This window comes from Methylotuvimicrobium alcaliphilum 20Z (genome assembly GCF_000968535.2).
Lineage (GTDB): Bacteria > Pseudomonadota > Gammaproteobacteria > Methylococcales > Methylomonadaceae > Methylotuvimicrobium > Methylotuvimicrobium alcaliphilum.
Genome location: NC_016112.1, coordinates 238,738 through 253,879 on the forward strand (window position 1 = coordinate 238,738; position 15,142 = coordinate 253,879).

Below are 15,142 nucleotides of genomic sequence, written 5' to 3' on the forward strand. Positions count from 1 at the left end.
CTATAAATCGATGGTTCGTTGACAAATTTGTGCGATCGTTTTCGACCCGGTCAGCACCAACAAGGTCCATGGCGCATCGTCCGCGAATAATACATCGCGGGCCGGGCTGTCGGCGAAATGTTTCCAGTCGTCAAGCAGTTCATCGAGAATCAATACGCGTGGGTTCCCAATGATTGCGCGGGCGAGTAACAATTTTCGGGTTTGGCTGGAGGATAACGGAGAACCGGCCGAATTAAGTACGGTATAAAGACCTTCCGGTAATTGTTTTTGCTCGGGAAAGATGCCTAAACGATTCACTACATCCCTAACTTGATGCACACTGATGTCGGGTCGTCCCAGTCGGACATTTTCGATGATCGTATCCTCAATGATTTCAGTGCGCCCGGCCACCGCGACCGATTGCCGGAGACTTTCCAAGCGAATTTCGCGCATATCGATGTGATTGATTTCGACATGGCCGTGACTAGGTAAGCGCAGTCCGGTCAACAATTCGGCGAGCGATGATTTGCCCGTTCCTGGGCCTCCGAATAGCGCAACCTTTTCGCCGGGCATGATTTCGAAGGTCATATTTTTAAACGCTGTATAGCGATTATGATAGGTCAACGTCAAATCATAAACGCCGACATGCGCCGGTTCCGACAGTTTTAACACGTCTCCGGTTTCTCGTTCGACCGTCAGGTCGAGTAAATGTCCCAGTTTGTCGACCCCCGCCATTAAATCGTAATAACTTTCCAATTTCTTTTTTAATTGGGCAAACGAAGCCAGTACGCCGGAAACGATCAGCTCGGCCGCGACCAACTGCCCGAGACTAAGCTGTCCTTCCATGACTAATATCCCTCCAACGGCCAATAATGTCGTACTGGCCACGGCATATAAGGCGTAAAGACTGTATTGTTGGTTCAATAGAATGCGGTAATGGCGTTTACGGGTATTTAAGTATTCATAAGCCAGTTCATCGGTGCGCTCTCGCGCCAGTTCCGGGCCGCCTGAAAACTTAAAAGTTTGGCCGTTGCGCGCCAAAGTTTCCAGCCAGGCGACCACTGCGTATTTGGCATAGGATTCATCTATCGAGGTTTCAACGCCTTTGCGGCCCTGTACAAAAATGACGAATGCAATCCATAAGACAACAATCAAACCGAACAGTAACAACAACGGATGATAGGCGGCCAATACCAGTAAGCCGATCACGCCCTGCATAGCGATGGCAAAGCCGTCCAGCAACAAAAAGGCGCCGGCTTTTTGTACCGTGAGGATATCGAAAAAACGGTTAACCAATTCCTGACCGTTTTTATCGTCGTATTTCGACCATTCGACATTCGGTAGCCGATTGCCGAGATCGGCTGCCATGCGGACAAAGACGCGGCGCTGAATCAATTCGACCAAGTAAGACTGGATTATCGAAATTGCGCCGTAAAACACCAAAAAGATGAACAATAGCGTCGATAATACCGTCAACGGCTGCATCATTCCGCCCAAGGCCACAGTGTTGACGAGCGACTGAACCGCGGCGGGTGTTGCAAGGCTCAACAATCCGGATGCGATGGCCAGCACAATGACATGCCACAGGTCTTTTTTCTCGACTTTAATCATTTCAAACAGCCGTTGCAGGGGCGGCATATGCTCATGGTCGTGCTCATGATGGGACGAAGCATCCATCGGTGCTTTTAACTCGACTAAATACCATTCGAGTAACCGGTCGCAGGGACAGTTGAGCAATTCCATGAGTTCATTGAGTTTGAAAACATGCGCCGTGACTAGGTGACCATCGATCAATGTGCCTTTGATCCGGCCTCGGCTAAAGCCCGACAATACCAACCAGCGTCCGTCATCAAGGGGTTTGAGTAGCTGCGTTAAATGCCCGGAGGCGATCGCGGCTTGATCGATCGTCAGCATCAGCTCATGGCTGATCAATCCAAGCTTGTTGGCTGTTAAATGAAAGTTATCCGAAACGGCGCTGGACGGAACTTCATGTTGATGCAGGCCTTTATCATGTGCCGAACTGCCCATTTCCGACAGCAGGTAATCAAACAATGTCCTGAGTACGGTTTGACTGAATGCTTTTTGCGTCATTACGAAGAGAGTTGAATAAGTAAGCTGAAAATGGAAAGTGTAACGCTAAAACTTCAATAGCTTATTAAAATCTGCTTACAAAATTCTTACTTGATTGATTCGGTTAAGATTCGGGTATGAATTGCATGCACCATTTTAAAGACTCCGGCTGGTCCCCTTATTAAAGTGAAGCCGAATTTTTACAAGTATACCTTTCGCACTTTGAATTTCGGCATTGCTTAAAGAGGGACCGAACACCCCGGTGACGAATTTTGGTCTACGAAGTATATGGACCCGTCTCTAAAATTTTAGCTAAGCTGTACGAGTATGTTGTTAAATAAATAAGGCTTATGCGGGTAGAATTCAATACTGACGACAAAAAACTGGATATCGGCCGGGTTATCGATTGGCTCGATCGGGACGGTATGCTGTCGGCCAAGGACCTCGAAAAATGCCGGCAATACGCTAATGCCTCGGTCAATAAGCACAAACACCCGCTAAAAATACTGACCGAATGCGAAATCGGCGACAAGACCCGGCTCGGCAAATTGTTGACACAGGAAGAACTAACGCAATGGCTTGCCGACAAATTAGGGATGACTTATTACTATTTCGATCCCTTGCGAATCGACGTGCCGAGCGTCACTGCTATCTTTAGTAAGGCCTACGCCACTCATTACAACATACTGCCGATCAAAGTCGCTGATGACGAAGTCTTGATTGCAACGGCTGAACCCGATATCGGTTCTTGGCAAATCGATCTTGCCAAGATGCATAGCGGCAATATTAGCTTGGTATTCGCTAATCCCGATGAAATCAAGCGTTATACCGAAGAATTTTATAATTTCTCGCGCTCGCTCAAAGGCGCCGGGGTCCAAACCAATAGCGATGGCCGTGCCGGAGGCCAAAATTTCGAGCAATTAGTCGAGCTAAGCAAGCAATCCGATTTCGATGTCAATAATCAGCATATCGTCAATTTGGTCAATTGGCTGTTCCAATACGCCTTCGACCAACGCGCCAGCGATATCCACATCGAACCGCGCCGCCTCCAAGGCAACGTCCGCTTTCGCATCGACGGCATTTTGCACCATGTTTATCAGTTGCCGATGCCGATTATGAATGCGGTTTTGAGTCGACTCAAGATTTTGGGGCGAATGAATATAGCCGAAAAGCGACTGCCTCAAGACGGTAGAGTCAAAACTCAAAATGTCAACGGTAAGGAAATTGAACTCAGATTATCGACAATGCCGACTGCGTTCGGCGAAAAGCTGGTGATGCGTATTTTCGATCCCGAAGTCTTGTTGCGCGACTACCGGCAACTGGGTTTCAACAAGCAGGAGTTGGCGATATGGAACCGGATGACCTCGCAAACCCACGGCATCATTTTGGTCACAGGGCCGACCGGTTCCGGAAAAACGACCACTTTGTATTCAACCCTAAAGCGGCTTGCGACACCTGAAATCAATTTATGCACAGTCGAAGACCCGATCGAGCAAATCGAGCCGTTATTCAATCAGATGCAAGTTCAACACAATATCGGACTCGATTTTGCGAGCGGCATACGCACGTTGATGCGACAAGATCCCGATATCATCATGGTCGGCGAGATTCGCGATCTGGAAACCGCCGAAATGGCCGTGCAGGCCGCATTAACCGGGCATTTGGTCATTTCGACGCTGCACACGAACAATGCGCCGGCTGCGGTCATTCGTTTGCTCAACTTAGGTGTGCCGAGCTATCTGATACAACAGACGGTATTGGGTATCATGGCGCAGCGATTGATTCGAGTGTTATGTCGGCATTGCAAAGCGGTCGCGCCGGTCGATAGTCGGCAATGGCAAAACTTGGTCTCACCGTTTAAGGTCGCACCCCCTAAGCAAATCTATCAGGCCGTCGGTTGTAAGGAATGCCACAACACCGGCTATGCCGGGCGCATCGGAATTTATGAGATTTTCGAAAACAGTCTCGGTATCCAGCCGCTCATTACCGAAGGCTGCGATTTAACCGCATTGCAACATCAAGCGATTAAGGAAGGCATGAAGCCGCTTCGGCTTAGCGGTGCGGAAAAAGTCGCGTCGGGCCTGACGACAATAGAGGAAGTGCTGCGTGTGGCGCCGGAGAGAATCGACTATTAAACTCAGGTCGAAGGCGGTTGCATAGTCATTGAGCCCCAAATTAGTGCCTATTCTATGGTGCGTTTATGGCTTTATTCGTCATATCGGTATAGGTTGTCGATATCCATGTTGCATGAATGTGGTGCTGCGCATTGCCATCCGTGGCTCTGGATTCCGCCAATCCCTGGCGGAATGACGAGCCCCTTTTAAGTTGGCGCTTATGGGTTGCATAGTACCCGTAGATCAAAATTCGGCACCGGGTTGTCCGCCAAAGGACGCCGTGAATACGTCCATGTAGGCGCTACGCCAGCATTCATGCTGGCATAGCCTTTGCCGATCACCCCAATGCCTCCTTAGACACTGCCGAAATTTGAAGTGTGAAAGGTATAAAACTCATATTGAAAAACGATTAGGAAAAGCGTTTTTTCCTCGTTTTAGTCGTTCTAAGCAAATTTCAAAGTCATCAAAATGTAACCTTGCTTATTTAGGATTAAAAAGGTCTGGCATCGACTCATTAACCTTATGCGAACTTCCTTTCAACCCGCCAGGCTAGGAGAAAAAGTGAAAAATACTATCCTTGCAAGCAGTGTCTTCGGATTGTGTCTTGTCCTCAATGGTCAGGCTGAAGCCGGTAAACCGTTTAAACTTGAGTTAAGCCCTCTCGGCACTTATGCGACGGGAACTTTCGACAAGTCCTCTGCTGAGATCGTCGCACACGATCCGGAATCGCAACGCCTGTTTGTCGTCAATGCCGAAAGCGGTCAGATCGATGTATTAGATATTAAAGATCCGTCTAAACCGACCTTACTATTCAATATCGATTTATCCGGTTACGGCGCGGTAGTAAATAGTGTTGCCGTTCATAAAGGTTTGGTTGCAGCAGCCGTTGAAGCGGCAGTCAAGACCGATCCGGGCAAGGCCGTTTTCCTCGATATCGAGGGTAATGTTTTGGCTAGCGTGCAAATCGGCGCGTTGCCTGATGCTATAACCTTTACTCCGGACGGCAAACGTGTATTGGTCGCCAACGAAGGCGAACCGAACGACGATTATACAATCGATCCGGAAGGTTCGGTCAGCATCATCGATTTACCCAAGCAAATCGCTAAATTGACGCAAAGCCATGTTCGTACGGCGGGCTTCGAAAGTTTTAAAGAGAGCGATCTCGATGCCTCCGTTCGAATTTTCGGACCTGATGTCAATCCTGGCGACGGCAAACGTGTCGCAAGAAACATGGAGCCCGAATGGATAACCGTTTCCAAAGATTCGAAAACCGCATGGGTGTCGTTACAAGAAAACAACGCGATCGGGACGCTAGACATCAAAGCCGGCAAGTTCACTGCAGTCAATGGCTTGGGATTCAAAGATCACATGCTGCCCGGTAACGAGCTCGACGTCAGCGATCGGGATAACAAGATCAATATCACTAATTGGCCTATCTGGGGCATCTACATGCCGGACACAATCGCCAATTACGAATACCGGGGAAAATCGTTCATCGTAACGGCCAACGAAGGGGATGCGCGTGAATGGTTGGGCAATCCGGGTTATGTCGAAGCCTCCCGGTTTCGCACTCTGTCGGGTAACATTCCCGTGTGTGAAGATTCTCAGCGTTTTCTGGATTTTTACGCCAACAACGAAATGGGCATTACCAATTTGTCGCAATTACGGGATAATGCCAACCTCGGCCGGCTGACCGTGACGACTGCAAACGGTTTACGTGCGGATGGTTCGTGTTACGAAGATATCTATGCCTTCGGTGCCCGCTCGTTTTCGATTTATGCCGCCGACAGTATGAAGCAAGTCTACGACAGTGGTTCGGATTTCGAACGCATCACCGCCAAAGCTTACCCTGAAAATTTCAATTCGAATCATCGCGAAAACAGTTTCGAGACACGGAGTGACGACAAAGGGCCTGAACCTGAAGGCGTCGTAGTCGCTAAATTGTGGGGCAGCACTTACGCCTTTATCGGTTTGGAGCGTATTGGCGGCGTAATGGTTTACGATATCAGCAATCCTTATCGCCCGACATTCGTGCAATACATCAATAACCGCGATTTTGGATTCGAACCAGGAATACCTGAAGCCGGCGATCTGGGGGCGGAAGGCTTAATCGTAATCGAAGCTTCGAAAAGTCCGATTCCGGGCGTACCATTACTGGTCGTTGCAAACGAAGTCAGCGGGACGACGACGGTTTTCCGCATCGATCGGGAGCGTTTGGTCGGTTCGAAGGCAATCAAAGGATTCCGTAAATAATTTAATCGCCTTCTGTTTTAACACGTTGCAAAAATAACTAAACGATTCGTTATACTGTAAATCCAAGCTGCCTCTTTTTTTTACGGCAAAGAGGCAGCTTGTCTATTTGGGCCGAGGCGATTAACCTACATAGAATTTCGACCACGGAATACACGGAAATATTCGATCATAGTCTTCGTTCTTCAAATTTCGGTTTTGATTCCCCTCATCCAACGCAGAGTCTAATTATCATTATGTTAACGAAAACACGTCATTGCGCAATGGATGACAGGCTTTTGAGTTACATGAAAGCCTCAAGTCAGCATTACATATTTGGGTGATGGTCTCTTAATGACAATAACTTAGAGCGTTGTAATCATTTATACTCATCGTAGATCAAAATTCGGCACCGAGGTGTCCGTCAAAAGACGCCGTGAATAAATCCCCGTAGGCTCTATGCCAGCTCCATGCTGGCAAAGCCTTTGCCGCACACCCCGGTGCCTCCTCAGGCACTGCCGAAATTTGAAGTGAGAAAGGTATAAGAAGTTATTTTGCGCTCTTTCTTTAGTGAATTTCGTGTGTTCCGTGGTCAAAATGTTTTTTATAGTGTTATAGAAACAAACCGTTTAAGAAAATTTATAAACAATTCCTCGACGTACTCGACAAGTTCTATTAGATTGATACATTAATAGAAATGGAGCACACAAGCCCTCCCGCAGCGCAGCCTTTTCGTTTTTAATTTTAACTTCAGAACATATTTGTAAATGAATACCAAACATAGAGCACACCCCTGGCACGGCATACACCCGGGCGACGAAGCACCGAATATCGTTACCGCCTTTATCGAAATCGTCCCTTCGGACACAGTCAAGTACGAGATCGATAAAGTGAGCGGATTCCTTAAAATCGATAGGCCGCAAAAATTTTCTAATATGATTCCGACGCTTTACGGATTCATACCACAAACCTTTTGTGCGGAACAAGTAGCCGAATTTGCCGAACAGAAATCGGGTAGAGAGGTAATCGGAGGTGATGGCGACCCACTGGATATTTGTGTGTTGAGTGAGCGCAACGTATCGCATGGCGACATTCTTTTACAAGCGATACCCATCGGAGGATTTCGTATGTTAGACGGCGGAGAAGCTGACGATAAAATTATTGCCGTCATGAAAGGAGACACGTTTTACCGGCAGTGGAATGACGTGTCGGATTGTCCGGTATCCTATATTGATCGCTTGAAGCATTATTTTCTGACCTATAAACATCTCCCTGACGAAGCCAGTATTTGCGAAATCACACAAGTCTACGGTCGAGAGGAAGCTCACGAAGTAATCAGAAGATCATTAGCGGATTATCAAAGCCATTTCGGTTGCGATTCATAAATTTTCCTGATTAGCAAGTTTCTTCAGCTAAAGCCCAAAGATCAGCATATCCCTAGCAGGACGGGGTTCGTAAGCCAGCGAGTCGAGCGAAAAACGGCCAACCCACATCACGCTCTTTCCCAAGCTCCAGCTTGGGAAAGACACTCCGGAAGCTCTAGCTTCCTGAGACCGGCGCAACATTCGCTTATTCATAATCAGCCCCGATTCGCTCGTTCAATCGTCCTTGATTGTCGGGAAGTTATAGCTCACTGTCATTAAGTTAAGGGAAACCCGTCATTCCGCCATGGATTGGCGGAATCCAGTGCCATGGATGGCAGGCTTTTGAGGCACATTCGAGCCTGAATGCCAACATTACTTATTCTGTGACGGCTTAACTTAATGGCAGTGGAAACTAGAGCTTCCTGAACAGGTTACACCCAAGCTGGAGCTCTCATCGTTATACATAAGTCAAAAATTACCCTTTTGCAACCTTAACCAATGAGACCTCGATACCATTTATTGTTACTTAACACTTTCGATTTCGAGATCGCGATCTGGGGATCGCTCCCAGTGCGCCCAGGAGGGCACAAAATCAGCAGGGTGTAAGTCCCTGTCGGCGTAAGCCATAACGTCGTAGCTGAAAGTAACTGCGTCACCGCGAGGTGGGGTGGAGAGCAACTGGAGGCAAAAGAGCAGTCCGCAGTAAAGCGAATCCGATTCGGCGGGGTAAGGCGGCGAGTCCCCTGGGAGTCGACGAAGCCTGAAAACCATCATTTACGTTGTTGTGGCAGATAAAACGATAAATGGGCCTACCTTGTGGTTGGGAGTGGAATGTTCAGAAGGTATTGTGAAGAAACTGGGGAGACCTGTTACGGAGGTGACCGTGGCAGGAGTCAGAACCCTTATATTACCGTAAGTCGAGGAAGCTCAAGGCAAGGCGAGGACAGTGTGGCACCGCTGGGAAACCAGGCGGAAACAGAGAAAACAAACACGAGCCTAAACCGAGAGGGGAAAAGATGGTAAAAGCCGGCTAGCAAAACCGGCCATAGGAAAGAAGGGTAGGAAGGTGGAAACGAGGTAGCGTTCGGTGTCACGGCCATTAAGCCAACCTCAGGTAAAAGGCTTAAAGAGGCTCAGCCGTTGAAGGGAGCCGAAGGTAACGAATCAAACCGAGTTTGCGGGCTGACGTGGTAACGCGGAGTAATGGGGTTCACCAATTAATAACACCATTGCTCACCAGCTTGTCCCGATGAGGAAACCACCGACTGGAGAGCCGTGTGCGGGAGAACCGCATGCACGGTTCGGAGGGAGGGGAGAGAAATCTTCCCTACCCCTATCAGAGCGTCCGCCGCTCTCTGTGGGAGCGACGCCTTCGTCGCGACTATCGAAGCCAGTAACGCTCAAACACCAATAGCCTTTTCGGACAACACAACAAGTTAGCGCTCGGTCGCTACTTTTTGCACAATTAGATATATTTATACTTATGTATAAAGACGAGAGCTGGAGCTTGGGTAACAGCATAATGAAGTTTTTGCGACTACGACCGGCCCCTGCGCGGACACTTGGCTTCCGCAAGCGGAAGCATCTTGTTAATCAGGTAAGTTTTTGCTACCTAATTTGGGCATCGGGTGCCCCGTTCGTTATTAGCGACTGGTAGAACTTTTGATGAATCCGCTTGAATTGGCCAAGGCTCCAATGGTTTCTTACATCGAACCGAGTATCTAAATTATGGCAAAGCGGGAGATTGAGCGTTTGAATCGGGACGGCCCCATTTCTGATTATCCGTTGAGAAGTACAGTCATCAGCAACTATGAACGCATCGAGCTCAACGCAGAGCTTTTGGTTTCGGACGATGCTTAATTTACGATTGTTAGAATGACGTTAGTAATGCCATTACACCCAGGACGACGGGCTTTATGCATTCATCTTTCTCGTCCTGCATTTTTTACGAGCTTTTGTAACGGTATTTCTTGACGATCACCGGAAACAGCGAAATCGCGGCCACTACAGTCAATGACAGGATGATGTCGAATCGGAATATTTCCTGTAGTGAAGTAATCTGTTCGAGCTTGTCGCCGCCGTTCGCATAAATGAACGAAGCCGGCGTAATGCCGGCTAGCGTGCTCGTCGCATATTTCCTGAAGGAAATTCGGGACAGGCCGGCCAAAATATTGATCAGAAAATAGGGTACGACCATAACTAACCGCAACGACAAGAAATAATAAAATCCGTTTGTCTCAATTTCACTCTCAATCGTTTGCAATTTATCGTAATAACGTTTTTCAAATAGATCCTTGAATGTGTAACGGCTGATTCCGAAGCCGACCAGGCAGGCCAAAAGGGTTGCTCCGATGTTGTAAAACGCCCCCCAATAGAATCCGAAAAAGAAGCCGCCCAACACTTTCAGCGGGGCGGCCAGCGGAATCGGCGAGTTGATGAAAAGCGTGCAGGCGACAAAAAACAACAGCACCGACAAACCATAATGGTCTTCGATGAAAACGCGCAGGTAGGCTTCATTGGTCTTGATATTGTCGAGCGTCAGGATACCGGCCATGTAAAAAGACATCAGGATGATCAGGCATATAATGGCCAACCATAACTTAACGTTTTTCATAGGCGAGCCTCAAAAGATTCGCGATATTTTTAGTGTCGAAACCATCAGCAAGCCTTGTATGACAATAATGAACGGCCATATATTCAGGCTTGCCGGAAAATTGTTGTAGATCAAAAAAAGAACCGGAAACAGTACGCCATTGACCGTAATCGGTACGCCTTCGAAACCTTGCGCTTCCGAAATATTGTATCGGGCCAGTCTGAACATGCCGCAGGTGATGAAAAATAACAACAAAACCGATACCCAGGGTGCCGGCGTTTGCAAGGCGTAAAAGAGAAACATCGGCGCGACGCCGAACGATATTAAATCGGACATTGAATCGATTTGTTTACCGAACGAATTCTTCTGATGCATCAAGCCGGCAACTTTGCCGTCCAAGATGTCGAAAATCACCGCGATGAATAACAAAGTCGCACCGAGCACTAAATTTCCTTCGATCGACATGATGATCGAAAGAATGCCGCAGGACAGATTCGCTACCGTGAAAATGTCCGCTAGTTTCAGATATTTGATTAGATACATGACCGCCCCGCTGAAATTAACCCCGATACGCGATCGTAAAAAGATATTGTGACAGGATGATGAAGCGATAACCATTTAGTCATCGCCGGCCGATCCCAGTTAAATCGAGAACAGTCATCGATTTGTCATATTATCGAGCCAATATAAGATTTCGGAATCGCAACACCGATACGAATTTTCCAACTTTAAAATTTGTGCTATGACCAACAATAATCTCGAGCATCATCTAAATTCCCGTCCGCTGGACACAATATTCAAAGAACATCTCGATAATTCCCTCGACTGTGCACAGGCATTGGGCCTGCTGTTTTCGAATTTGGACGAACGCGGTCTCCACATCGCTCAAGCAAAGATTCTGGAGGAAAAGGGAGACAAATTGACCGAGGAAGCGTTTCGCGCGCTCGAGCATTTGACCTACTCGGAGTACATTCGCATCACCGAGGAATTGATCAAACGCCTCGATGATATCGTCGATGGCCTCAACAATACCGCACGCCTGATTGATATCTGTCACCCCAAACAAATCGAAGACGCCGCGCATGTCATGCTCAAGGTAATACTATCGATGATCGACCGGCTCAGAATCGAAATCGGCGAGTATCCTAACAATGAATTGGCTAACGTCAGAGCGTGCTCCAAGGAACTCAAACACCATGAATCTAGCGCCGATGGCATCTATCACGACTGGCGTAAGAAACAACGCAGTCTTCTCGTAATGTCTTTGATCGACGAGAGCAATTGGACCGAAATTCTAGGTGTGCTCGAGGAAACGACTGATGCTGCCTATCATGCAGCGCTGTTATTCGAGCGCATTATCCGTTATCGCCAGAGAGCTTGAGCCGGGTTGGATCGTTGTTCATGAGGAGTTTTACTGACGATATAGAGCTATTCACTATTCGCAGAGAAAAAGATGATTTGATAATAAAACAAGACAAAAAGCCGGAAACCGATCATTCCGGGTTTTGCAAGCCTTCTGCAGTCGAAATTATTGGCTTGTCCCTCAAGTGTGTAAAGTAATTATCGGTATTAGTCTCTCGACGAGTTAGCTTATCTCGAAGTGCCGATCAGACCGAATTAGCAAGCGTTCAAGCGCTTTTTCAAGCACAGCAATCCCATCAGGCCGCTGCCTATCAGCCACACTGGGCTCGGTACAGGCACCTCGGCTACTTGCCCGGGACTGACTGCCCCCAGCGAAGTACTGAGAAGACTTGATGAAGTGGAGCTGAAGGCCGCTGAGGGTATCGAAGTGCCATGCGTTACCAGGAGAGGGTGCGCATTCAGTATCCGACCACTACGTTAAGGCTTGCTCGTTAATGAAGGTATTGGTGTCAAGGATAGGGCTAGATTTTAATCCACCCAGTTCGCTGTAGAACAATTGACCCAGTTCACTGTCGGTTTGGTTAAATCCAGTTTGCGGATTGTTTCCAGTCGAAGGTAAGCGCCATTGGTTGCTGCCGCCGTATGTGATGTTGTTCAAGTAATTGACGAAGGCTTTGGCACCCCGGCAAGTCATTGATGCCGAATTTTGATCTACGATGGGTATACTCCGTGTGACGATGTACGAAAAAGGCGCATCGGCATCAGCGCGATGCGCCTTGTCTTAAGATCGCTGATCTAGCGACCGAAACCGGCGCCTTTGACGATATCGACGCGGATTCGCTGGCCGGTGATACCGAAATCGTCGTCATTGATCAGCATCAATTCTTTTTGGTTGGTCAAGCCCAGTCCTTCCAGCTTCTCGGCGAATTGCGGCTCGGCGCCGTCAAGCGAAGAAGCAATGAAGCGGAGTTTTTTTTCGACCGGTTTAACGCCTACCGCCGACAAATCCGGATATTGTTCAAGCGTTGGAATGGTCAGAGGGTCGTCCCATTCGGAACCCGCAATGTTGGTCGCGTCTTTCAGATCGATCTCGTACAACGCGGTTGCTTGGTCGGTACGCTCGATGATCAAAAACTTTTCTTTATCGAGCCACATCATTTCGCTGATGCGCAGATCGCGTACCCGGTTGGCATCAGTCACACCGACATTTTGTAAGATACTGACCGGATCGAGCTGATAGACCCATTCGCCGATGACCTCGATCTTCGAACCTTTAGGATGTGCTTTCAGGCGCGCTTTATAGAGGCGAATGTTCGGCGTATCACGCACTGATGTATTCGGGTTGTCGAGCGGGCTTTGTACGATGAAATACAGAAACCGGAAATCCGGCGAGACCGCCATTGATTCGATGCCGCGATTGATGCGGCGCTTGGCCAACAACTCCGGCAACGAGCCTTCGACCGGGTAGCCGGCAGGCAAGCCTTCAATCGGATGTGTGTACTCGTTCTCGGTACCGGCCGGCACGAAACGTTTCAGAATGCGTCCGTCCGAGGCGACTTCGACAAAACCGGTAGCGTTCTCTTCGCCGATGAAAAACCGCCCGCCGAAATGAGGCAAGCGAACCAAGCCTTCGGCATCGATTGCGCCTGCATCTTGATCGAGCACGTTACCGGCGCCGTCGCGCGGTATCTCGGTCGTGCCGGTGATTTGCGGGTTCAGCAAACCGCTGATCGGCGTGCCGTCAATATTGCGTAATGGAATGACTTTAAGCACTTTCAACAACCCGCTTTTTTCCATGCGCAGTTGATAGATACTGGGGGCGTAATCCGGACGTGGGTAGATACGCCCGACGCCGGCAGCGACTCCCCGCTGCGGATCGGCTGGACATGCAACTGCTGCGGTCAATCCCAATACCGAAGGCGCGGCATCGCAGGTAAAATTCGGTCCACGGTCCCCGACCGTCCAAATGATGTTGGGTGCATCGCCCGGTCCACGATAACTGCCGCTGCCGGCACCGCCGAACAACGAAAGCGTGTTTCCACCCGCCGGATGGGTGTAGTAACCCAAATCGAGCGATGGATCGTCGATTGCGGGCTCGAAAGAGGCCTTAATTTCAAGGGCCGATACGCCGGCAACCTGAACCAGGAGGCCCGCACCGATTAGTGATCGAATCATTTTTTTCATTTTGTCCTCAATTGTTATGGTTGATTTGATCGGGCTGACTGCAGTCAAACTCAACCGCTCGATTGCAGCCAGACGGACGCTTTCTTTTACTGCAACTGGTTATGTAAGTGCGAAAGTGTTTATACCACTGACGATAATCCGCCAGCGTTACGCAACCGTCATTGTTGTCGATGCTAACGCAAGCAGAGTCTGCTCTCGAATCGTTATAAAATGATGACGGTTCAAAGGCATTTTGATGAAAAGTAATACGCAATAGATACAAGCCATGAAGCATGCCGAAGGTTTTCGAAAAATGTATGGGGATTGCGCGGTTCTGAAGAAGCAGGCTACGATCACGAAAAAAATATACATCCCTGGACATAGGATTCCGGCAGTGAGGATAGAGTGGTTTGCTTGCTTATGGTAATGGTGTGGTGATCGACTGCGTTGAAAATTCGGATGGCGCTGGAAGTTTAACCGGTTCACCGTCTAGCGTTTGTTGTAAGTAGTCGATCAAACCTTGCACGTAATTAATGAAGGTATCGGGGGGGCATTTTAAGGCGGGTAAAAAAACATGAAAAACAGTATAAACGGTATATACTGTTAATGAACTTGTCTTAAGGAGGCATCATGAATACAACCAAGCCAAAATCAAAAAATTCGGCAATAGAATCAATTGAAACCGAAACCCCGCTTCCGGCAAAAAAAGCGCCTAAAAAACAGGCTGCTGCTAAATCAGCCGAATTTGCCGAGCCGGAAATTAACGTTAAAAAAGCTGAAAGCGAAGCTAAAAAGCCGCTCAAAAAGAAAAAAGCCGCCAAGTCCAAAGTGATCCGCGACAGTTTTTCGTTTCCTGAAGAGGATTACCAGAAAATTTCGGAGTTGAAGAAAACCTGCCTAACGGCCGGCGTTCATGTCAAAAAAGGTGAAATTCTTCGTGCCGGACTACATTTATTAACGAAATTGGACATTGATGGTCTAAAACAGGCTGTGGAGCAAGTCGAAAAAGTCAAAACCGGCCGGCCAAACGCTTCTGAATCTTAGCCGATAAGATCTATCGGATGGTTTTGGGCGTCTTCGTTAGCCATACCCCTCATCTTCATATACCTTTCACACTTCAAATTTCGGCAGTGCCAGAGGAGGCGCCTGGGTGCCCGGTCGATTTTCGCTCCTGCAAAATCGACATTCACGCCATCCATGGCGCTGGCATAGAGACTACATGGACGTATTCACGGCGTCCTTTAGCGGACACCCAGGCGCCGAATTTT

The 15,142-nt window shown here is 48.4% G+C and carries 12 protein-coding genes; 7 read left to right on the forward strand and 5 right to left on the reverse strand.

The window, feature by feature from the left end; all coding sequences use genetic code 11:
- A complete protein-coding gene (locus MEALZ_RS01120; protein ID WP_014146735.1) occupies positions 1-2,070 on the reverse strand; it encodes a peptidase domain-containing ABC transporter in 2,070 nt (689 codons plus the stop codon).
- A gap of 329 nt (positions 2,071-2,399) precedes the next feature.
- Here MEALZ_RS01120 and MEALZ_RS01125 point away from each other — a divergent pair, with 329 nt between their 5' ends.
- From MEALZ_RS01125 to MEALZ_RS23675, 4 genes are all read left to right on the forward strand, one after another.
- Positions 2,400-4,184 (forward strand): GspE/PulE family protein, encoded by a 1,785-nt coding sequence (locus MEALZ_RS01125; protein ID WP_014146736.1) that lies wholly within the window; start codon positions 2,400-2,402, stop codon positions 4,182-4,184.
- A gap of 540 nt (positions 4,185-4,724) precedes the next feature.
- Positions 4,725-6,416: a choice-of-anchor I family protein gene (locus tag MEALZ_RS01130; RefSeq protein ID WP_014146737.1), complete on the forward strand. Its 1,692-nt coding sequence runs from the start codon at positions 4,725-4,727 to the stop codon at positions 6,414-6,416.
- 743 nt (positions 6,417-7,159) lie between these two features.
- Positions 7,160-7,777 carry an inorganic pyrophosphatase gene (locus MEALZ_RS01135; protein WP_014146738.1) on the forward strand — a complete coding sequence of 206 codons (618 nt, stop codon included), beginning with the start codon at positions 7,160-7,162 and terminating at the stop codon, positions 7,775-7,777.
- A 1,707-nt stretch (positions 7,778-9,484) separates the two neighbouring features.
- The gene (locus MEALZ_RS23675) at positions 9,485-9,616 is read left to right on the forward strand and encodes a hypothetical protein (protein ID WP_017841191.1); all 132 of its coding nucleotides are present in this window, start codon (positions 9,485-9,487) and stop codon (positions 9,614-9,616) included.
- A gap of 85 nt (positions 9,617-9,701) precedes the next feature.
- Here MEALZ_RS23675 and MEALZ_RS01140 read toward each other — a convergent pair whose 3' ends face one another.
- A complete protein-coding gene (locus tag MEALZ_RS01140) occupies positions 9,702-10,370 on the reverse strand; it encodes a TVP38/TMEM64 family protein (RefSeq protein WP_014146740.1) in 669 nt (222 codons plus the stop codon).
- A 9-nt stretch (positions 10,371-10,379) separates the two neighbouring features.
- Positions 10,380-10,892, reverse strand: coding sequence for a CDP-diacylglycerol--serine O-phosphatidyltransferase (gene pssA, locus MEALZ_RS01145; RefSeq protein ID WP_014146741.1), 513 nt, complete (start codon positions 10,890-10,892; stop codon positions 10,380-10,382).
- A 199-nt stretch (positions 10,893-11,091) separates the two neighbouring features.
- Between pssA and MEALZ_RS01150 the strand changes: the two genes are divergently transcribed.
- Positions 11,092-11,730: a DUF47 domain-containing protein gene (locus MEALZ_RS01150; protein WP_014146742.1), complete on the forward strand. Its 639-nt coding sequence runs from the start codon at positions 11,092-11,094 to the stop codon at positions 11,728-11,730.
- Positions 11,731-12,183: 453 nt separating this feature from the next.
- Here MEALZ_RS01150 and MEALZ_RS01155 read toward each other — a convergent pair whose 3' ends face one another.
- Complete coding sequence (locus tag MEALZ_RS01155) at positions 12,184-12,405, reverse strand: hypothetical protein (RefSeq protein ID WP_014146744.1); 222 nt, start codon at positions 12,403-12,405, stop codon at positions 12,184-12,186.
- Positions 12,406-12,506: 101 nt separating this feature from the next.
- On the reverse strand, positions 12,507-13,895 hold the full coding sequence (locus MEALZ_RS01160) for an esterase-like activity of phytase family protein (protein ID WP_014146745.1): 1,389 nt from the start codon (positions 13,893-13,895) through the stop codon (positions 12,507-12,509).
- A gap of 16 nt (positions 13,896-13,911) precedes the next feature.
- Between MEALZ_RS01160 and MEALZ_RS22495 the strand changes: the two genes are divergently transcribed.
- Both MEALZ_RS22495 and MEALZ_RS01170 read left to right on the forward strand, forming a co-directional pair.
- On the forward strand, positions 13,912-14,109 hold the full coding sequence (locus tag MEALZ_RS22495; protein ID WP_138767059.1) for a hypothetical protein: 198 nt from the start codon (positions 13,912-13,914) through the stop codon (positions 14,107-14,109).
- Positions 14,110-14,504: 395 nt separating this feature from the next.
- Complete coding sequence (locus MEALZ_RS01170) at positions 14,505-14,918, forward strand: hypothetical protein (protein ID WP_014146746.1); 414 nt, start codon at positions 14,505-14,507, stop codon at positions 14,916-14,918.
- Positions 14,919-15,142 lie beyond the last annotated feature (224 nt).